Source organism: Aquimarina sp. 2-A2 (assembly GCF_045505135.1).
GTDB classification, from domain to species: domain Bacteria; phylum Bacteroidota; class Bacteroidia; order Flavobacteriales; family Flavobacteriaceae; genus Aquimarina; species Aquimarina intermedia.
The window spans coordinates 249,180-269,750 of record NZ_JBJKFI010000006.1; the positions used below are offsets into that span (position 1 = coordinate 249,180).

Annotated in this window: 18 protein-coding genes; 11 read left to right on the forward strand and 7 right to left on the reverse strand. The window is 36.1% G+C overall.

Annotation, left to right across the window (positions count from 1 at the left end):
- Positions 1-16: 16 nt before the first annotated feature.
- Complete coding sequence (locus ACJRPK_RS14725) at positions 17-481, reverse strand: DUF962 domain-containing protein (RefSeq protein ID WP_148782958.1); 465 nt, start codon at positions 479-481, stop codon at positions 17-19.
- Between the two features lie 86 nt (positions 482-567).
- On the opposite strand from ACJRPK_RS14725, the gene ACJRPK_RS14730 reads away from it, so the two are divergent.
- Positions 568-1,122, forward strand: a complete 555-nt coding sequence (locus tag ACJRPK_RS14730) for a thioredoxin family protein (protein WP_407141076.1) — start codon at positions 568-570, stop codon at positions 1,120-1,122.
- 39 nt (positions 1,123-1,161) lie between these two features.
- Here the strand turns inward: ACJRPK_RS14730 and ACJRPK_RS14735 are convergent, their stop codons facing one another.
- The 3 genes from ACJRPK_RS14735 to ACJRPK_RS14745 form a co-directional block, all read right to left on the reverse strand.
- A complete protein-coding gene (locus ACJRPK_RS14735) occupies positions 1,162-1,947 on the reverse strand; it encodes a hypothetical protein (RefSeq protein ID WP_407141078.1) in 786 nt (261 codons plus the stop codon).
- A gap of 278 nt (positions 1,948-2,225) precedes the next feature.
- On the reverse strand, positions 2,226-3,158 hold the full coding sequence (locus tag ACJRPK_RS14740; RefSeq protein ID WP_407141079.1) for a peptidylprolyl isomerase: 933 nt from the start codon (positions 3,156-3,158) through the stop codon (positions 2,226-2,228).
- 167 nt (positions 3,159-3,325) lie between these two features.
- Positions 3,326-5,533, reverse strand: coding sequence for a RecQ family ATP-dependent DNA helicase (locus tag ACJRPK_RS14745; RefSeq protein WP_407141081.1), 2,208 nt, complete (start codon positions 5,531-5,533; stop codon positions 3,326-3,328).
- Between the two features lie 229 nt (positions 5,534-5,762).
- Here ACJRPK_RS14745 and ACJRPK_RS14750 point away from each other — a divergent pair, with 229 nt between their 5' ends.
- The 4 genes from ACJRPK_RS14750 (at position 5,763) to lptB (ending at position 8,728) form a co-directional block, all read left to right on the forward strand.
- Positions 5,763-6,728: an SIS domain-containing protein gene (locus ACJRPK_RS14750; RefSeq protein ID WP_407141082.1), complete on the forward strand. Its 966-nt coding sequence runs from the start codon at positions 5,763-5,765 to the stop codon at positions 6,726-6,728.
- Positions 6,728-7,561 (forward strand): twin-arginine translocase subunit TatC, encoded by an 834-nt coding sequence (gene tatC / locus ACJRPK_RS14755; RefSeq protein ID WP_407141084.1) that lies wholly within the window; start codon positions 6,728-6,730, stop codon positions 7,559-7,561. The genes ACJRPK_RS14750 and tatC overlap by 1 nt, the downstream gene beginning before the upstream one ends.
- Positions 7,561-7,914 (forward strand): carboxymuconolactone decarboxylase family protein, encoded by a 354-nt coding sequence (locus tag ACJRPK_RS14760; protein WP_148782964.1) that lies wholly within the window; start codon positions 7,561-7,563, stop codon positions 7,912-7,914. The genes tatC and ACJRPK_RS14760 overlap by 1 nt, the downstream gene beginning before the upstream one ends.
- Positions 7,915-7,987: 73 nt before the next feature.
- Positions 7,988-8,728: an LPS export ABC transporter ATP-binding protein gene (gene lptB, locus ACJRPK_RS14765; RefSeq protein WP_148782965.1), complete on the forward strand. Its 741-nt coding sequence runs from the start codon at positions 7,988-7,990 to the stop codon at positions 8,726-8,728.
- Positions 8,729-8,896: 168 nt separating this feature from the next.
- Here the strand turns inward: lptB and ACJRPK_RS14770 are convergent, their stop codons facing one another.
- On the reverse strand, positions 8,897-9,670 hold the full coding sequence (locus tag ACJRPK_RS14770; RefSeq protein WP_407141086.1) for a CDP-alcohol phosphatidyltransferase family protein: 774 nt from the start codon (positions 9,668-9,670) through the stop codon (positions 8,897-8,899).
- A gap of 207 nt (positions 9,671-9,877) precedes the next feature.
- On the opposite strand from ACJRPK_RS14770, the gene lnt reads away from it, so the two are divergent.
- From lnt to ACJRPK_RS14785, 3 genes are all read left to right on the forward strand, one after another.
- Positions 9,878-11,458: an apolipoprotein N-acyltransferase gene (lnt, locus tag ACJRPK_RS14775; protein WP_407141088.1), complete on the forward strand. Its 1,581-nt coding sequence runs from the start codon at positions 9,878-9,880 to the stop codon at positions 11,456-11,458.
- Between the two features lie 208 nt (positions 11,459-11,666).
- The gene (locus tag ACJRPK_RS14780; RefSeq protein ID WP_407141090.1) at positions 11,667-13,538 is read left to right on the forward strand and encodes an ABC-F family ATP-binding cassette domain-containing protein; all 1,872 of its coding nucleotides are present in this window, start codon (positions 11,667-11,669) and stop codon (positions 13,536-13,538) included.
- A gap of 42 nt (positions 13,539-13,580) precedes the next feature.
- Positions 13,581-14,147: a hypothetical protein gene (locus tag ACJRPK_RS14785; protein ID WP_407141092.1), complete on the forward strand. Its 567-nt coding sequence runs from the start codon at positions 13,581-13,583 to the stop codon at positions 14,145-14,147.
- A gap of 83 nt (positions 14,148-14,230) precedes the next feature.
- On the opposite strand, the gene ACJRPK_RS14790 is transcribed toward ACJRPK_RS14785, so the two are convergent.
- Positions 14,231-14,827, reverse strand: coding sequence for a PAS domain-containing protein (locus ACJRPK_RS14790; RefSeq protein WP_407141094.1), 597 nt, complete (start codon positions 14,825-14,827; stop codon positions 14,231-14,233).
- A gap of 250 nt (positions 14,828-15,077) precedes the next feature.
- On the opposite strand from ACJRPK_RS14790, the gene ACJRPK_RS14795 reads away from it, so the two are divergent.
- Together ACJRPK_RS14795 and ACJRPK_RS14800 are read left to right on the forward strand one after the other, a co-directional pair.
- Positions 15,078-15,767: an ABC transporter ATP-binding protein gene (locus ACJRPK_RS14795; protein ID WP_148782970.1), complete on the forward strand. Its 690-nt coding sequence runs from the start codon at positions 15,078-15,080 to the stop codon at positions 15,765-15,767.
- A gap of 179 nt (positions 15,768-15,946) precedes the next feature.
- Positions 15,947-17,386 carry a sodium:solute symporter gene (locus tag ACJRPK_RS14800; protein ID WP_407141096.1) on the forward strand — a complete coding sequence of 480 codons (1,440 nt, stop codon included), beginning with the start codon at positions 15,947-15,949 and terminating at the stop codon, positions 17,384-17,386.
- On the opposite strand, the gene ACJRPK_RS14805 is transcribed toward ACJRPK_RS14800, so the two are convergent.
- The gene (locus ACJRPK_RS14805) at positions 17,363-17,722 is read right to left on the reverse strand and encodes a CoA-binding protein (protein WP_407141098.1); all 360 of its coding nucleotides are present in this window, start codon (positions 17,720-17,722) and stop codon (positions 17,363-17,365) included. The two genes, ACJRPK_RS14800 and ACJRPK_RS14805, sit on opposite strands and share 24 nt — an antisense overlap.
- 416 nt (positions 17,723-18,138) lie before the next feature.
- Here ACJRPK_RS14805 and ACJRPK_RS14810 point away from each other — a divergent pair, with 416 nt between their 5' ends.
- Positions 18,139-20,508, forward strand: coding sequence for a TonB-dependent receptor domain-containing protein (locus ACJRPK_RS14810; protein ID WP_407141100.1), 2,370 nt, complete (start codon positions 18,139-18,141; stop codon positions 20,506-20,508).
- The last annotated feature ends 63 nt before the right edge of the window (positions 20,509-20,571 follow it).

The following is a 20,571-nucleotide window of genomic DNA, read 5'->3' on the forward strand; positions in this document are numbered from 1 at the left end:
TTAGCCTTCATCCCTTTTAAACGATCTTAAACCACTTTTGAAGTATCCAGGCAGGCCCAATTAATAAAAATTGTAAATCCTTGGCGAATGATGGTTTTTTACCTTCAATTTTATGGCCGTAAAACTGCCCTATCCAAGCTAGCACAAAAATACCCAATGATAAGATCCAGAGCGTTCCTATCTGGGATAGGAAATAATTACCTAGAATACACAAAAAAGAAAATATCCCGATGGCTATTGCCATTTTGATAGATAATCGAATATAAAAGATTAACGCTACCAAAAGTGCAACTACAGCCCAATTTTCTAACAACCAAAAAGATTCGGGCAGTATTTTATCCAAAGGTCCCGGAGGAATACTCATTAATAAACCAACGATTGAAAAAAATATTAAAGGCACACAAATATAATGTATCAAGATATTTTTTTCGTTTTTATGACTTACGGCGTACTCCTCGAACCAACTATGTAAAGATTTCATAAAATTATATTTATAAACTAAGGTAATATAAAATTGGCTGTTTTAATAATAATGTATTATTTTATAGGTATAATCAAAACAACGTTATGGCCAGAACACCTTCGACAATGCTTCCTTTGGAAACTAAAGCTCCAAACTTTACACTTATTGACACTGTAACCGACTCTCTTTTTTCTTTAGAAAAAGAAAAGATAGAGAAAGGTGTTGTTATCATGTTTATATGTAATCATTGTCCTTTTGTTATACACATAAATGAAGAAATGGTTCGAATCGCAAATGATTATAGAACACAGGGATTTTCTTTTATTGCCATTAGCAGTAATGATGTAGAGAACTATCCACAAGATAGTCCAATACTCATGCGTAAGATAGCTCGAGAAAACAATTATACTTTCCCATATTTATACGATGAAACTCAAGAAGTAGCCAAAGCTTACCAAGCAGCTTGTACACCGGATTTCTATTTATTTGATACAGAGCTAAAACTAATCTATCGAGGACAGTTGGATGATTCCAGGCCGGGTAACGGAATCCCGGTTAACGGGAAGGATTTAAGGTCAGCAATGGATGCAGTTCTAAGAAACACAAAAGTAAGCTCCAATCAGAAGCCGAGTATTGGATGTAACATTAAGTGGAAATAAACCTAACGCGTTCTCATAAGAACAACTGTGAAATAATGTTTATTCTACACGATCATAAAACAACAGTTCGTTCGAAGGTATTTGAACCAATGTAAGGGTAGTATCTGTTATTTCTTCAATTTTGAATTGATGTTTATTTGCTGAAGTTGTCCAGCAGGTAATTACATCTCCATCAATTTTCATTTTATAACGATCCACATATTTATCGTCTTTATAGTTAATTTTTAAAACGCCGTCAAATACCACCGTTTTGGCCCGGTCCTGAATAAAGACCCATTTACCTTGTACGGCATCATATGCATTCTTATTAATAAACTTGGTGTCCAATAACTTTTTCATCTTTTTGGTATAAGACAAATAGTTGGATTGTTTAGGCAAATCAGGCAACGCATTCCCGATAGTTTTTTTATCAATCTCTTTACCATCATTATAAAAATGCTGTTCTTCATATTTGGTATAAGCAGAAGAGTAATCCAACGCTTGCCCGCCGGCGGCACTTTTCATATAAGGACGCTGTTTGTAGCTTGTAAAAATCAGTTGATCATTCCAGAAATAAAAATCCGTTACAATGTCAGCATTAGGTGTTCCTATCACCTTGACCATTTTTTTTAAACGATTATGCTCGTAATAGCCGTTAAAAGAGGGACCGTGATCCACCATTTCTGTCAAAAATTCTTCGGGTTCCAAGCTCAAAATATCAAACTCAGTATAACTATTTATTATCTCAATTTGATTTTTTATATCTTTTAAAAGTTCCTCTTTCGTTTGCCCAAGACCTGTACTGGCGTAGAGGCAGACTAAAAGCATTATTATAAACTGTCTCATAATTTAGGGGTTCAACTTTGATTTATACACAAATTTAACAAAAAAGAAGTAAGATGATTACTATTAAGAGTATCACATTAACGGTTCTCAAGTTACTATTAAACGACAAAATAACATATTTAGTCTTAAAACGAGCCGTTCGATAGTTAAAAATAACAATTTGATTTTATTTTACTAGTAATACTTACAGGCTATTCATAAAAATCATATACTATCTATAAATAAAAAGCGTCTTAAACTTATAGTCTAAGACGCTTCAATAGTATTTTATATTTTATTTATTTGACAGCTACCAGTTCAACGTCAAAAATAAGTGTTGCATTAGCTGGTATCACACCTCCGGCTCCTTGAGCTCCATAGCCTAAATGTGGTGGAATTACAAATCTGGCTTTATCTCCTATTTGAAGCAAAGCAATCCCTTCGTCCCATCCTGAAATTACATGCCCCATACCGAGTGGAAAATCAATAGGTTCATTACGTTTGTAAGAAGAGTCAAATACGGTACCGTCAGTTAAGCTTCCTTTGTAATGTACAGAAACCGTTTTTCCTTTTTCTGCCTGTGCTCCATCACCCTTTTGAATAATTTTATAACGCAGACCACTCTCTGTTTGATCAAAACCGGCAGCGATTTCATCCAATAATCCTTCGGCCTTCTTTTTGGCTGCAGCCTCGCGCTCTGCCTTTGCACCATTAAATTGTCTAAAAGATTCTACCGCATTGAATTTTTCTGCATCCTCACCTACTCTTACAATTTCTAATGACTTAATTTCATCACCTTGCTTCACTTTGTTAACAACGTCTTGACCTTCTACAACTTTGCCGAAAACAGTATGCTTACCATCAAGCCATGCTGTCTCAACATGAGTAATAAAAAATTGACTACCGTTAGTGCCCGCTCCAGCATTTGCCATAGAAAGCACTCCTGGACCATCATGCTTAAGATCCGGATGAATCTCATCATCAAATTGGTATCCTGGCCCACCAGCTCCGGTTCCTTGAGGATCTCCACCTTGTATCATAAAATCTTCTATAACTCTATGAAATTTTAATCCATCATAATAAGGCTTTCCTTGAGGGATTGCTTCATTATCAATATTACCTTCAGCTAAACCAACAAAATTCCCAACCGTTCCCGGAGTTTTTTTGTATTCCAAATTGACAAGAATTTCTCCTTGAGTAGTATTAAATTTTGCGTATAATCCGTCTTGCATACTAGCGTTTTTTATCTTTTTAAACTTTTATCGAAATGCAAAGATAACAATACGTAGTGTAACACCCAATACCGCCATTCACATAAGTACGATATATTGATCTATGAAAAAAAAAGGCTTTACACCTAGATGGTATAAAGCCTTAAAATCTACTATTTTTCAGAAAATTAATTTGCTACTTCGCTGATAAACTTAATCCTATATAATCTAAGCTCTTCATCATCATAATCTCCGTCAAACTCCTCGAGAGCCTCATTTATCTTATCGGTATCAGCATCTATAAAATACTCATGTATTTCTTCTTGCTGATCTTCATCCAAAATATCATCGATCCAATAGCTTATATTAAGTTTTGTTCCGCTATACACAATAGCTTCCATTTCCTTAATAAAATCGTTCATACTCATCCCTTTGGCTGATGCTATATCGTCTAATGGGAGTTTGCGATCAACATTTTGAATAATATACAACTTCAATCCGCTATTGGCACCGGTACTTTTAACTACAAAATCATCCGGTCGCATTATTTCATTATCCTCAACGTATTTTGAGATTAAATCTACAAATGATTTTCCGTACTTCTTTGCTTTCCCTTCTCCAACACCATGAACGTTCGCTAATTCTTCAATTGTGATTGGATATTTAAGCGCCATATCCTCTAGCGATGGATCTTGAAAAACGACAAACGGTGGTACTCCCAGTTTTTTACCAACGGACTTTCTAAGGTCCTTTAACATAGTAACCAGCTTTATATCGGTGCTTCCTGATTTTGCACTGGATTTACTGGCAGTAACTATATTATCATCACCCGTTTCCTCGTAGGTGTGATCTTCAGTCATCATAAAGCTTTCCGGAGCTTTTAAAAAGTTTTTGCCTTGTTTAGTAATACGGATTACGCCATAAGTCTCAATATCTTTTTTGAGAAACCCAGCGACCAAAACCTGACGAATCAATGCCATCCAGTATCCGGTATCTCGATGATTACCCGCACCAAAAAACTCTTGATTATGCGTTTTGTGAGAAATAATCAATGCGTTACTTTTACCTATAAGTGTGTTAACCAGATCTTTTGATTTATAGATCTCACCCGTTTTATTTACAACCTCAAGAAGCATCTTGACGTCATCCTGTGCTTCATGCTTTTTCTTTGGATTACGTACATTGTCATCCATATCAGCACCTTCTCCGGTTACCTCATCAAATTCCTCTCCAAAATAGTGAAGAATAAATTTTCTTCTTGATATAGAGGTTTCGGCAAATGCCACTACTTCCTGCAATAAAGCGTGCCCAATTTCTTGCTCAGCCACAGGTTTACCGCTCATGAATTTTTCAAGTTTCTCAATATCTTTATAAGAGTAGTAGGCTAAACAATGGCCTTCGCCCCCATCACGACCAGCTCTACCGGTTTCTTGATAATAGCTCTCTATACTTTTAGGGATATCGTGGTGAATAACAAAGCGTACGTCCGGCTTATCTATTCCCATACCAAATGCAATTGTAGCTACTACCACATCTACGTCTTCCATCAGAAACATATCTTGATGACGGGCACGTGTTTTAGCATCTAATCCCGCATGGTATGGCACCGCTTTGACACCGTTTACTTCGAGTGTTTGCGCTAGCTCTTCAACTCGTTTTCTGCTTAGACAGTAAATAATCCCACTTTTACCACTATTCTGTTTAACAAAACGGATAATATCCGAATCTACATGTTTAGTTTTCGGACGTATTTCGTAAAATAAATTAGGTCTATTAAACGACGCTTTAAAAGTATTAGCGTCAGTCATACCTAAATTTTTCAAAATATCTTCTTGCACCTTTGGAGTTGCTGTGGCTGTTAATCCTATTATAGGAATATTTTCACCAATTCGCTTTATAATACTCCTCAAATTACGATATTCGGGTCTAAAATCATGCCCCCATTCACTGATACAATGCGCTTCGTCAATAGCTAAAAAAGAAATCGTTTGTTGTTTTAAAAAATCAACATACTCTTCTTTAGTTAGTGATTCTGGTGCTACATACAAAAGTTTAGTAACTCCACTAGTAATATCATCCTTAACCTTCTTGATTTCCGATTTATTAAGGGAAGAATTCAATACATGAGCTATCCCCTCTTCTGAAGATATACTGCGTATCGCATCTACTTGATTTTTCATTAATGCTATCAAAGGAGAAACAACGATAGCTGTACCTTCACACATTAAAGCAGGTAGTTGGTAACATAGGGACTTCCCTCCACCTGTAGGCATAATCACAAAAGTATTTTCTTTTTTTAAAAGACTCTGTATAACCTTTTCCTGCAATCCTCTAAATTGACTAAAGCCAAAATGCTTCTTTAATGCATCCTGTAAGTCATTTTCGTTCAAACTCATTAAATTATGTACCTTTTATATCCAATTAAATTAAATCCATCACTACAGCCTGTTTCCCCAAACACAGTTATAGCGTACCTATCTTTTTCTATACTACCCCCAAATATAAACAATGCTTAATTTATTAAGCTTTTTTTGATGAGTATTTAAATATTATAAGGTATTACATACCTTTGCATATTTAAAGATAATAAAATCTTTTAATGATAACACGCAAAATTAGTAAATTTTGAATACATCAAATACGATAATATCCCACGCAAGAAATACAATCGCAGAACAAGCTAAGGCTATTGCAAACCTGGAAAATCTTGTAGATGAGGATTTTGCAGAAGCGGTACAAACGATACACAATTCAAACGGTCGCGTTATTTTTACCGGTATTGGTAAAAGTGCTATAATAGCTGCAAAAATTGTAGCCACAATGAACTCAACAGGTACTCCGGCAGTTTTTATGCATGCTGCAGATGCTATTCACGGAGATTTAGGTAATATTTTGACTGATGATGTGGTGGTATGTATTTCTAAAAGTGGAAATACGCCTGAAATCAAAGTATTAGTTCCTCTTATCAAAAGCTTTAAAAATACATTAATCGGAATTACAGCTAATAAAGATTCTTTCTTAGGAACTGAAGCTGACTTTGTATTAAATGCTTTTGTTGAAAAGGAAGTATGTCCAAACAACTTGGCTCCTACTACCAGTACGACGGCACAATTAGTTATCGGTGATGCTCTTGCAGTATGTTTACTTCACCTTAAAGGATTCTCTAGCAAGGATTTCGCTAAATATCACCCTGGAGGCGCGTTGGGCAAAAAGTTATATTTGAGAGTAAGTGGTATAACTTCAAAAAACGAAAAACCACAGGTCACCGAGAACGCAAGTATCACAGAGGTCATTGTTGAGATGACCGAAAAAAGGCTTGGAACAACTGCTGTTACTTCTAACAATAAAATTGTAGGGATCATCACAGACGGAGATTTGCGTAGAATGTTATCCACAGGAAAATCGTTTGATGGCTTAATGGCAAAAGATATTATGTCTGCCAATCCAAAGAGAATTGATAATGATGCAATGGCTATCGATGCACTGGAGATGTTAGAATCAAATGGAATCTCACAACTACTAGCCGAAGAAAATGGAGACTATGCCGGTTTAATTCACATTCATGACCTAATGAGAGAAGGGATTCTATAATGGCAAAAAATAATAATAAAAATCCACAAGCCATGTCCTTTTTAGACCATCTGGAGGAGTTAAGATGGCACCTTATCAGAGCAACCATTGCTGTCCTAGTTGCGGGAGTTGTCGCTTTTTTTTCAAAGGAATTAATATTCGATGTGATTATTTTTGGACCAAAAAAAGCTGATTTCCCTACTTACAAGGGCCTATGTGATCTTTCCCAATTTTTGGGCCTTGATCAGAGTCTTTGTTTTAAGGAGCTGCCTTTTAGTGTACAAAGCAGGAAAGTAGCAGGACAATTTTCTGTTCATATATGGACCTCAATTACAGCAGGTTTTATCATTGCTTTTCCCTATGTGCTCTATCAATTCTGGAAATTTATTGCTCCGGCCTTGTATGATACAGAAAAAAAGCACTCTAAAGGATTTATTATCGTTTGTTCTTTACTATTTTTTGCGGGTGTGTTATTTGGATATTACATAATCACTCCGCTTTCTATAAATTTCTTAGGTGGCTATCAAGTGAGTGAAGAAGTCATAAACGAATTTGATATTGATAGTTACATCTCGCTAGTTAGAGCTTCAGTGATTGCCTGTGGCCTTATCTTTGAGTTGCCTGTGATCATGTTTTTCTTAACTAAAATTGGATTAGTAACACCAGAATCGCTTAGAAAATACAGGAAATTTGCATTAGTCATAGTACTGATTTTATCCGCCATTATTACTCCGCCGGATATTGCCAGTCAAATCATTGTTGCAATCCCCATCTTAATCTTATATGAGATTAGTATCTTTATCTCAAAATATGTCATTAAAAAGGAAAAAGAAAAATTAAATACAAAAAAGTAATGAGCAATATTGTTGATGATTTTAACGCATATCGCGAAAAAATGAATTCGCGAATTCTTGAAGATAATAACAAAATTATCAAACGGATTTTCAATCTGGATACAAACGCCTTTATGGGAGGTGCGCTGAACGTGAAGACTAAAGAACTTTTAGGGTTGGTTGCTTCTGCAGTATTGCGATGTGATGACTGTGTTCGCTACCATTTAGAAACGTGCCATAAAGAAGGGCTTACAAAAGATGAAGTGGCTGAGGCTTTAGGTATCGCTACTCTTGTAGGAGGTACTATTGTTATTCCGCACTTACGACGCGCGTACGAATTTTGGGATGCTCTTGAGGCTAGAACAAACGCGTAGAAGTTTTACGTAGTGTTTTTTTCTACCGTGCACGTATCCTAATCAGTTTTAATAATTCATCAGGTATTCGATTATGAAATTAAAAGCAGATAATTTAATAAAATCATATAAGGGCCGTAAGGTTGTAAAAGGGATTTCTTTGGAAGTAAATCAAGGAGAAATCGTTGGATTATTAGGCCCTAACGGGGCGGGTAAAACCACCTCTTTTTATATGATTGTAGGTCTGGTGAAACCAAACAGCGGTAAAATATCATTAGATAGCATGGACATTACCAAATTCCCCATGTATAAGCGAGCTCAAAACGGGATTGGTTATCTGGCTCAGGAAGCTTCTGTTTTCAGAAAACTGAGTATCGAAGATAATATTTTGAGTGTGTTACAGCTTACCAAACTCTCCAAAAAGGAACAACTACATAAAATGGAGTCTCTTATTGAAGAATTTGGGTTAGGACATATTCGCAAAAACCGAGGTGATTTATTGAGTGGTGGGGAGCGACGTCGTACAGAAATTGCCCGCGCTTTAGCTACAGATCCAAATTTCATCCTTCTTGACGAACCCTTCGCCGGAGTAGATCCGGTAGCAGTAGAAGATATTCAACGTATCGTAGCACAATTAAAGAACAAAAATATTGGTATCCTAATTACCGATCACAATGTGCAGGAAACACTGGCCATCACGGATCGTACCTATTTGATGTTTGAAGGGAGCATTTTGAAAGCTGGTAAACCCGAAGAACTAGCCGAAGATGAAATGGTGAGAAAAGTATATCTCGGACAGAATTTTGAGCTTAGAAAAAAGAAGCTTGATTTCTAAAGTTGATCAAAACACTCAGCTTGAACTTGAAAGTTCGTAAAAACTGCAAAACACATCAGTGTATTAAACTGTTTTGATGCAGCGCGTTTCAATAGTATCTAATACCTTACTTGCTTGACCACCAACTAATCGATCCGTTACTATACAACGGTTCACCCGCAATCAGTTCTATATTTCGACACCTTCATCCTCAGTTTGGTTCCCAAATAATAAAGACAATACGATGAATAATAGAATGATTAATGGGATAGCAATAAACTTAAAAAATATGATCAACAATACTGTTCCCGCTAAAAACACGTAGCGAATCTTGTTTTCTCCAAATCCCCAGGTCTTAAATTTCAGGGCGAACAGTTTTATTTCTGCATTTAAGAGGTAACAACTTATCAGCGTCAATCCTATTAGGAAATATTCATTTAATATAATTTTGACAATCCAGGCTTCTGCCTGAAATTTTAATATTAAAGGTAAACTCAAAATCAATAGCGTATTGGCGGGAGTTGGCAATCCAATGAAAGAGGTTGTTTGCCTGGTATCAATATTAAATTTGGCTAAACGGTACGCTGAAGCTAATGTTACCAGCAGACCTAATAGCGAAATATAAGAATAATCCAAGCTAGCCCATATTTGGTCAGATGCCCATGCAGGCGGAGTAACATAAAATGGTCTGCCCACTACCTGTGTTAGAAGCTGAAACATAATAATACCCGGTACCACACCGCTGGTTACCATGTCGGCGAGTGAGTCTAACTGAAGACCCAATTCGCTTTGTGCATCAAGAACTCTTGCTGCTAGCCCATCAAAAAAATCAAAAAATATACCTAACATCACAAATAACGCTGCTATTTCTAAATTTCCTTGTACAGCAAATAAGGTTGCAATACAGCCGCAAAATAAATTTGCCAACGTGATTATATTGGGTATTTGTTTCTTAATCCACATACATTTAAAATTTACGTAAAAATAGCAAACTATTTAGCTACCACACAAAACCTGTTAAACATTCTTCCATTCAGTGTATACAATTACATTCTCAGATTTTCAGTATATTTTATTGTATCGATCAATGGTGTAATTAATATTTGTATAAAGAAGTTTAAAATTTCTAAACAAATAGGGTTATTTTCGTGCTGATCAGTGCTATATTTTATGAAGAACCTATTTTTTGCAATACTCTCAGGCCTCGTGCTAGCCATTGGTTGGCCCACTTACGGATTCCCATTATTTTTATTCTTTGGTTTTATTCCGCTACTTCTCGTAGAACATAGCATCCGAGAGGAAAAACGTAGTGGCTTTAAGGTTTTTGCCTATAGTTTTTTAGCATTTTTTATTTGGAATATGATTACTACTTGGTGGATATATAATTCTACCGCCTTTGGGATGTGGTTTGCAGAAATTGCGAACACGCTGCTCATGTCACTGGTTTTTGTCATATACCACATGGTTGCCAAACGAACTACCTTTACCAATGCCTCCTTATTTTTAATCTGTTTGTGGCTAGGGTTTGAATATATGCATTTGCAGTGGGAATTTTCATGGCCTTGGTTAACCCTGGGTAATGGATTTGCAACCTATACCTCCTGGATACAATGGTATGAATACACGGGTACGTTTGGTGGTTCTCTTTGGGTATGGATAGTAAATATCAGCCTTTTCAAAGGTATCTTACGATATAAACGCTATCAGGAAACAAAGGTATTAAAACGTGTTGCGATCTTCAATATCGCCTATATTGTAATCCCTATTCTGATTTCCCTCATACTCCTAAGCACTTATACAGAAACCGGCAAAAAGCAAGAAGTATTAATTCTGCAACCTAATATCAATCCATATACTGAAAAATATAATACTACAGATGCCCGTATAGGCGATCTTATTACTACCCTAGTGCAGGACACATTGTCGTCATCGGTTGATTTTATTATTGCGCCAGAAACTGTGTACGCAGATAATAACAAACTCTCTAATTTTGAATATTCGATAGCTAAACGTACTTCGCGTCGTCTGATAAGTAATTACCCAACCACACACGTTATTGCAGGAATCTCAATGTATGACAGGTTTACAGATCCCGAAAGAGTTCATGAACAAACGAATCAATTTGGACCCAATGATTTTTATGATGATTACAATTCCGCATTTTTTGTACGACCTGACGGTTCCTCTGAATTGTATCACAAAACAAAATTGGTTGTGGGCGTAGAGAACTTTCCATATCAAAGTGTATTAAAACCAATTTTGGGAGATGCTATGATTGATTTGGGAGGTACTGTAGCAAAAAAAACTACGCAAGAAAACAGAGAGGTATTTTTTACCAGAGATAGTGTTGGGGTTGGCCCAATAATTTGTTATGAAAGTGTCTACGGAGAATTTGTGACCGGATATGTGAGAAATAAAGCAGATTTTTTAGCCATAATTACAAATGATGCCTGGTGGGGAGCTACACAAGGACATCAACAACATTTAGCCTATGCACGACTACGAGCTATAGAAACTCGTCGCAGTATCGCGCGTAGCGCTAATACCGGAATATCTGCACTTATCGATCAAACAGGTACAATTACCCAATACTTGCCATATAACACCCAAGGCGTGATAAAAGGACAACTTCTCACAAACGATGCGATCACATTTTATGTTCGTGCAGGGGATTATATCGCTAGGATAGCCATTTTTATAGCAATATTTATTTTTCTGATAACTTTTACAATCAGAAAAAAGAAATTGTAAAATGCTACGATACGCAGATCATACCAACATACCGTATAATTAAAAAGTATTTCAGGTATTGCCTACGTTATTCTTTAATTTGTGGTTATTTTGCATCACTTTTGAAGGATATGATTAATGATAGTATTATATTATTACTACTGTATTATAACTACTCATTTTTCAGCCTTCTAAGAACTCATAAACAATAATATAAAGTAAGTTCATTGTGAATTACGTATCGATAGAAAATATAGCCAAATCTTTTGGGGAACGAGTACTTTTTAAGAATATCTCTTTTGGAATAAATGAAGGACAAAAAATTGGATTTGTCGCTAAGAACGGAACCGGAAAAACGTCGTTACTCAATATTGTTGCCGGTGGTGAGCATCCCGACGAGGGACAAGTGGTATACCGTAAAGACCTAAAAGTTGCTTTCTTGCCGCAAGAACCGGATCTGGATCCGACACTTACTATAGAACAAACAATTTTTGCTGCTGATAATGAAATTCTAAGAGCGCTCAGTGCCTACGATAAAGCATTAAAAAATCCCGATGATGCAGATGCATACCAGAAAGCCTTTGAGCGTATGGAAGTTTTGAATGCCTGGGATTTTGAAACACAGTACAAGCAAATCTTATTTAAATTAAAATTAGAAAATCTGGATCAAAAAGTAGCGATGCTTTCTGGAGGCCAAAAGAAGCGTCTTGCACTCGCCAATATACTTCTTAGCAAACCAGATTTGTTATATCTCGATGAGCCTACCAACCACTTGGATCTTGAAATGATAGAGTGGCTCGAAGAATATTTTGCAAAAGAGAATTTCACGTTGTTCATGGTAACGCATGATCGGTACTTTTTGGAAAATGTGTGTAATGAAATTGTAGAGCTCGAAGATGGTCAGTTATACACCTACAAAGGTAATTACGCCTACTATCTTGATAACAAAGAAGCTCGAGTTACAAATGAGCAAATTAACACCAATAAGGCTAAGCAGCTCTATAAAAATGAATTGGCCTGGATGCGTAAGCAACCCAAAGCTCGAACTACAAAATCCAAATCTCGTATTGATGATTTTTATGAAATCAAAGAACGAGCTCATAAGCGACGTAACGACCATGCGATCGAATTAGAGATCAATATGGAACGTATGGGAAGCAAAATCTTAGAATTGCACAAAGTTTCTCATAGCTTTGAGGATCTGGTTATTCTAGATAAATATGAGTATGTTTTCAAAAAAGGGGAACGCATTGGTATTATTGGTAAAAATGGAACCGGTAAATCTACCTTTTTAAATATGCTGACAGGTGCGATAGTTCCGGATCAAGGTAAGATTATTCTTGGGGAGACCATAAAATTTGGATACTATACCCAAAAAGGAATAACTATCAAAGAAGGTCAAAAGGTAATTGATGTTATTAAAGAGTTCGGAGAGTATATACCTTTAAAAAAAGGAAGACAAATATCTGCGCAACAATTATTAGAGCGCTTCCTGTTTGATCGTAAAAAACAATATGACTTTGTAGAGAAGTTAAGTGGTGGTGAGCGTAAGCGATTGTATCTATGCACCGTTTTAATTCAAAATCCGAATTTTCTAATTCTCGATGAACCGACAAACGATCTTGATATTGTAACCCTCAATGTTCTTGAAAATTTCTTACTTGATTTTCCCGGATGTTTATTGGTTGTATCCCACGACCGGTATTTTATGGATAAAATCGTAGATCACTTGTTTGTTTTTAAAGGTAATGGTGTCATTGAAGATTTCCCCGGTAATTACACCGATTATCGTATTTATGAAAGTAGCAAAACTCCCGAAACTACTGTGGTCCAAAAAGAAGCAACAGCCGGAAACACAAAAAGCAACTGGAAAAAAGAAGCGACGCCTAGTTTGTCGTATAAAGAACAAAAAGAGTTCAGTCGCATTGAACGTGATTTAAAAAAATGGGAACTGAAGAAAACTGAATTAGAAAAAGTTTTTCTCGACACTTCGCTATCTCAAGAACGAATTAATGAGGCTTCTTTAGAACTTCAGAAAGTTATTAAAAACATAGAAGAAGGTGAGATTCGTTGGTTAGAGCTATCTGAAAAAATGGAGTAACCCTTCTCTAATGATTTTTGGTCTAAGAAACAGAATCCGGATATGTTTAAACTAGTTTCGTATGCTAAATTTTTGTTGCGATCGACTAATCAGCACGGTGTACATTCACCTTTTGTATATCTGCTTATTACTCGTTGTTTGTATGACCGAAAAAGAAAGGCAACAGATCATCAAGTAAAAAAAATCTGTGAAAAATCTAAAAATCTTTCCGTCAAAGAATCAAGGCTGTTACTTAGACTTATCTCCTATCTGGACTTACAAACCGTTTTGATTCTGGGTAAGGATCAACGAAGCTTAGCGCAAGTGATGGAATTATATACCGGTGATTTAACTATCGACACCGCTTTATCAAGCGCACCGTACGATTTAATAATCGCTGAAAGCAACGAGGTAGCTGAAGCAAACGACGCTATCACAATGCTTCTAAGTGCAATGCATAATGATAGCCTTTTAGTACTGCGTGGTATTCATTCAGATCCTGATAGTGAAGCTTTGTGGCAGACATTATGTAAAAACGAAAGCGTTACTGCCTCTATTGATTTATATAGAGTGGGACTTCTATTTATACGAAGAGAGCAGCTACAAGAACAATTTACCATTCGGTGGTAACACAATACCCTCAAAAATATCGTCGCAAAACCGATATAATTGAGGGTATCTCCTCTAACTAAAAATTACTCATCTGATATCATCTATTTGAACATGCGGACAAACAGACCTTTACGCTTGTGATATTGTAAATCTTTGAGATCCAAAGAACGTTGCTTTTCAAAGAGACAAATCTCTTCGATAAATTCGTCATACGTTTGATTACGCTCTTCCAGAAATCCAATAAAATATTTTTCTGATACCTCAACACCTTGTGCCTTTTCGATCGCCAAAAGCTTCTTATACAGATCACTTATTGTTTTAATTGCAGAACGAGGCGGACATTTTCTTCTTGCAAAAAATGAATGAATAACTTCTTTACCATCTGTTTTAACTTCAAAATCAGTAATCACCCAATAATACCGTCCGTCTTTAGCCAAGTTCTTAACTAACGCATGAATATTTTCTTTTTTTTGAAGGCGTTCCCATAACCACTTAAAAAGAACCTTGGGCATATCCGGATGGCGAATTGCATTATGCGGCTGACCTATAAGCTCATGCTCGTCATAGCCGCTGATCTCCATAAAATAGTCGTTTGCATATTCGATTGTTCCTTTTGGATTGGTTTTACTCATAATCGTCTTGCTAGGATCCAAGACAATTTCTTCCATAACGGGCGTTGGTTTGTTAATTATTGCCATAGTAGTATTTATAAAATTATAAGCCTCAAAGATAAGAGCACCTTTTCTGTCGAGATATGATATTTATCAGTGTATATAAATTTTAAGGTTTTAGTCGGTCTGTTATGTAACTAATCAATCAGGATTGCGTCTTATTTTAAGAACTATAAATAGCTTAGTAATCCAATTATATGAAGTAGCTATCTTATATTTCAATCAATTGTTATATTTTGAAGCCTACAACTTACTGCTGGCGCATTAAATTAGTTTTATGGGAAATGTTATCGAAATTCGCGAAATTGTTAGAAACTTTCAACTGGGACAGGAAACTGTACATGTTTTGAAAAATATTGATCTCGATATCGAACGTGGAGAATACATGGCAATTATGGGACCTTCTGGTTCAGGAAAGTCAACCTTAATGAATTTGCTGGGATGCCTGGACACCCCAACCTCAGGTAGCTATATTCTGAACGGTAATGATGTAAGTAAGATGACAGATGATGAACTGGCCGAAATAAGAAACCGTGAGATTGGATTCGTTTTTCAGACTTTTAATCTTTTGCCTCGTACGACTGCCTTAGAAAATGTAGCCTTACCAATGGTCTATGCCGGAGCGTCTAAAAAAGAGCGCACCCTGCGGGCCGAAGAGGTATTAAGCGATGTTGGATTAGCAGATCGTATGGATCATAAACCAAATCAGTTATCTGGAGGACAACGCCAACGGGTGGCCGTAGGTCGTGCATTAGTCAATAAACCGTCCATCATTTTAGCAGATGAACCTACGGGGAACTTAGATTCTAAAACTAGTTTGGAGATTATGCAGTTATTTGATGCCATTCATAAAGCGGGAAATACTGTAATTCTGGTGACGCATGAAGAGGAAGTGGCTGCACATGCACACCGTGTCATTAGATTGCGGGATGGGATGATTGAAAGTGATACACGTAATTCTATATAACAGCAGTAATTTTGCGTTAGGGATAGCAGTGTAAATCCCGAAGTCGTGCTAATGCGACGAGGATTGTAACGGATAGCCCGCCCGAACGCCATACTTTTAAAATACTGGGTAGCCTAAACTCCATATGTACCATGCATTGAGATTATTTGTATTTTGCGACAAATTTTAAATCTTGTTGCATGCAACCTCTACAAATACTACTCTTAATTGGGGGATACTTTGGCGTACTCCTATTGATTTCATACGTTACCGGTAAACAGTCAAATAATGATGCTTTTTTTAAAGCAAATCGGCAATCTCCTTGGTATATTGTAGCATTTGGGATGATAGGAGCTTCGTTAAGTGGAGTAACGTTCATCTCGGTACCAGGTTGGGTTGAGGCTTCTCAATTCAGCTATATGCAAGTGGTGCTGGGCTATATTTTGGGTTATGCAGTGATCGGAACAGTTTTATTGCCATTATATTACAAACTTAATCTCACCTCAATCTATACGTATCTAGAAGGTAGGTTTGGTCCGAAAGCATATAAGACAGGAGCTAGTTTCTTTTTGCTTTCCAGAGTTGTCGGTGCGAGTTTCAGATTATTTTTGGTAGCAAATGTTTTACAGAGCATTTTGTTTGATGCCATGGGTGTTCCTTTTTGGATGACGGTGATTATAACCATACTCTTAATTTGGTTGTATACCTTTAAATCAGGAATAAAAACCATAGTTTGGACCGATACGCTCCAGACTCTTTTTATGTTGATAGCAGTGGGCGTGGCCATTTATTATGTATCAACAGACTTAGGTATTCAAAGCACCGATTTATTAGGTTACATCTTAGATAGCGATTTATCAAAGACATTCTTCTTTGATGATTTCAAAAGCGCTAATTATTTTTGGAAACAATTCATTTCCGGAGCATTTATTGCCATTGTGATGACCGGATTGGATCAAGATATGATGCAAAAGAACCTAACGTGTCGTAGTCTAAAAGATGCTCAGAAGAATATGTTTTGGTTTACCATCGTCCTGACAGTTGTGAATTTTATATTTCTTGGTTTAGGACTATTACTTACACAATACGCAGCACAAAACGGAATTGATGCTGATAAAGATCAATTATTTCCTGAAATCGCTACGCAAGGTACCTTGGGTATTGGAATTGCACTTTTCTTTATTTTAGGTCTTATTGCCGCTGCGTATAGCAGCGCTGATAGCGCGCTTACTTCTTTGACTACTTCTTTTAGTATAGACATACTGGATATTGAGAAAAAATATGATGTTGATAAACAAGTTGCAATACGCAAGCGAATTCATATTCTCTTTTCGATAGTTTTAATACTTGTGATCGTAGCGTTCAAATATATTATTAAGGACGAGAGTGTCATCGCAAAACTATTCGTTTTTGCAGGCTATACGTATGGACCACTACTTGGATTATACGCCTATGGATTATTTACCAAGTGGAAAGTCTATGATAATTTTGTACCCGTGGTTGCGATACTCTCTCCTATCCTATCTTATATTATTAGTGTAAATAGTGAAGCCTGGTTTGGTTTTGAATTTGGATTTTTTATCCTCATACTAAACGGACTTCTAACGTTTTTAGGTCTAATACTGATTAGAAGACAATAACACCAAAGTACATGCAACTTCTATCTCTATAGCGTTTTCCTTGAGTAGTTTGTAAAACTCAGGGTTTTCTGTTCCCGGATTAAAAATTACTCGGTTTGGATGAAGAGAAACTATATAATCATAAAACTCCTCTTGTCGTTTAGGGTTGAGATATAGCGTAACTGTATCAATATCTGTGTAAGGTAATTTTTGTGTATCTATCATAATTCCTGCTACTTCACCTTTGCGAAGACCTAATGCTACGGTGTCTATATTGTGATTGCGCAAGCGATTAATGGCTAAGAAAGAATAACGATTCGGTTTTAAGGAAGCTCCCAGTACTAATGTTTTTTTCATATATCTTTTTTTTTGAGTACAAAGTAAGAGTACTATTTGCTGCGTTGCAGCAAGCAAACGTTAAAATCTATTTAGAATATGTTAAAGTAAGAGTAGCGCTGTAACATTACAAATTACCACTCGTCTTATTAGTAAGATATGATTTTTCATAAATTTAGTTAGTTAATTACTTAATAATCAAATTTTATTCATAGTTGATGGTTAGTGTTACTATTTGATTATTATAGAAAGCCGCCCCTTTAATTTGAGGCGGCTTTTATTTTTTAAAAAAAATACTCTAACGGCTGTAACAAATTTTAATGATGATCGTCTTACCTATAATTGCGCTTAATCACCGCAATAAAATAAACAACACGCATATGTACTTGGTATAACAAAGTACAATGCAAAACATTAATCAATCAAAAAACGAACAAATGAAAAAGCTAACACTTTATCTAACAGCTATCTGCGTCCTGGCACTTACCAGTATGCTATCCGCCCAACCAAAAAATAATGAACTCTTAGGTTCTGTTAAAGGGAAGGTTATTGATAAACTTCGGAAAGAACCAATCCCTTATGCAACAATCGTCATACAAGATCTTAAAGAAGAGATTATTAGTGGTGGCATTACTACAGAATCGGGTGAGTTTCTTGTAAACAACATTCCGAATGGAAACTATACCTTAAAAATCCAATTTATAGGCTATGCTAGTTATGCTACACCTATTTCCATCAACCGAAAAAATAGAAATTTTGACATTGGGACCATAGAATTGCTGGAAGAGGCGGAGTCGCTTGATGATGTTACCATTGTTGCTGAGCGCACGACCATCGAGCAAAAAATAGATCGTAAAGTAATTAATGTTGGTAAAGACCTTACAACTACAGGAGGTAGCGCTGCAGAGATTATGAACAACATTCCATCGGTGAATGTTGATCAGGACGGAAATATCGCCCTACGTGGCAATCAAAACGTAAGAATTCTTGTAGATGGTAAGCCCACTAACATTAGCGCTGCACAGCTATTAAAGCAAATTCCGTCGACATCAATTAAAACCATCGAATTAATTACAAATCCGTCTGCAAAGTATAATCCGGAAGGGATGAGCGGAATAATTAATATTGTACTCCACAAAAACAGTAATATCGGACTTAATGGAAATATCAATTTCGGGTTGAACTTTGATAAAAACGCACGATTTAATAGTTCAATCGACTTAAATTATCGCAGTGGTAAATTCAACATTTATGGTAATTATGGTAACAGCTCTCGTAAAAGTTTAGGTGCTGGTTACGTGTTTAGAGAAGATGAAGACTCTCAACAATTTTTCTCATTTCTCGATAATACAAATTCTCATTTATTTAAGGTAGGAATTGATTACTACCTAGATGATCACAATACCCTTTCTTTCTATACGAACCAGAATATTTATGATGGGGGTACCACGGGTACAACCGATATAAGGTTTGTTGAAAATCCACAAAATAATTTATCGCAACTTTTATTCGCTCAAGGAGAAAATATTGGTTCGACCTATAACTTTGATTACAAACATACGTTCAAGGAAGAAGAGCACAGCATCGAACTTGAGGTCGATTATAATGTCTTTGATGAGGATAAAACCGATCAATTTCTCTTTACCGGCAATACAGCCTTTCTTCAAAACTACACCGACCTAATCGATAATAAAAGAGAAAATACGACTATAAACTTGGATTATATCAATCCGATTTCAGAAACTGATAAACTTGAGATTGGTTACGAAGCGCGATTCAGAAGAACTGAAAACGGATACATTTCATCGCTATTTGCAAATTCTGATTATGCGTATGATCGTGACATCCATTCAGGATACGTTACCTATGGAAAAACATTAAAAAAATGGTCTTACCAGATTGGTGCCCGTGTAGAAAGCTATAAGGTTACTGCTACGCTGGATAATGAACGAATTTTTGAAGATGATTATGTTACCGTATATCCTTCTGCATATATAAATTATACTCCGGAAGAAAAAAACAGTTATCAATTAAGTTATAGTCGTCGTGTCGATCGACCAGGATTAAACCAAGTGAATCCAATACGTGAATGGAGTACGCCAAGAATTATATCGATCGGTAACCCAGCTTTGGATCCACAATTCACAAATTCGATTGAATTTAATTATACGCGTAAGCTAGAAAAAGGATCGCTTACGGCGGGTGTATTTTACAGACTCATTAATGATGAAATTAACCAAACACTTTTAGAGAATCCAGACGTCGAAGACGGACAAATTCTAACTTTTGATAATTTTGACAATAATACAGCTTACGGATTTGAACTATCATCAAATTACAAAGTAGCTACATGGTGGAGTTTAAATGTTAGTGTTGACCTCTACGGACAAACACAGAAAGGAGTTGTTGGAACAACTACGAGAGAGGTAGATGCGTTTGTATACAATTTTAGATTAAGCAACACCTTTAAAGCGACTAAGAATTTAAGTTTTCAACTTTTTGGATTTTATAGAGGTCCACAAGAAGGTATTCAATTTGAAACTGAAGAATTCTATTTTGTAAATACAGGAGCACGCTATAGTTTTCTTAATAACAAAGCAACCTTTAGTATCAACTTCAATGATATTTTTAATACGCAAAAATTTAGATTTAACAGCGATGTACCCTATACGCAGTTCGGTCAGTTTCAAGGAGAAACACAATCAGTGTTCTTAGGTTTATCATACCGTTTTGGGAGTGGTAAAAACAGAAAAGTGTCCAGAAAAAACAGAGATAAAAATGAAAAATCAGGAGGTGGTATTTTATAATATATGTTAAAATACAATAAAATGGCATCCATTTTGTAACACCTATAATATTCTATCGTTTTT